Annotated in this window: 1 protein-coding gene; it reads right to left on the bottom strand. The window is 43.2% G+C overall.

The window, feature by feature from the left end:
• Positions 1 to 723, bottom strand: a 723-nt coding sequence (locus A3762_RS06440; protein WP_197469084.1) for an AarF/ABC1/UbiB kinase family protein, incomplete at both ends; no start/stop codon positions are given.

Here is a 723-nt window from a genome sequence, read left to right as displayed (position 1 = left end):
GCCTCATCCAAGGCTGCATAATCCTCGTCGATAGCACTAACGACCGCGTCTCGATAGGCCTGAACAATTTCAGGCTTCAACTCTTTGATACAACCAAAATCATAAATAATGATTGAGCCATCGGGTCGAAATGCAAAATTACCGGGGTGTGGATCACCATGAATGCACTGACCTGAAAACAATTGATCACTCAACATTTTAAAGACCCGCTCAGCAATCACAGATCTTTGCTGCTCGGTATATCCCAGCGAAACAAGATCTTCGGCCGCATCTCCCTCAACTAACCCCAGTGTTAAAACACGCTTTGTGGAATATTTATCGAAGACTTCGGGAATTATTATCCCTTCGTCTTTCGAGTGAAACTGAGCAAAACGATTTAAGTTATGAGCTTCTAAAGTGTAATCGAGCTCTTCTTTTAAACGATCTCTTAATTCATTAAACAACGCGTCGACACTTTCTTTTGGCATTTTTAATAAACCGCCAAGCTTGAGTGTGAGTTTTAATTGCTTTAAATCTGAATCAACAGAACGGTCTACTCCCGGATATTGCACCTTAACAATGACGTCTTCGCCGTCTAAAGTGACCGCCCGGTGTACTTGACCTATAGAGGCTGCCGCGTAGGGTTCTTCGTCAAAAGTCTTAAATAGATCGGTGATAGGCTTACCTAATTCTGACTCGACTTGCTCTTTGATCACTGAAAACTCGACAGGAGGCGCTTGCTTC

It is taken from the genome of Oleiphilus sp. HI0125, from assembly GCF_001635355.1.
This window is presented reverse-complemented; position numbering and strand designations above follow the sequence as displayed.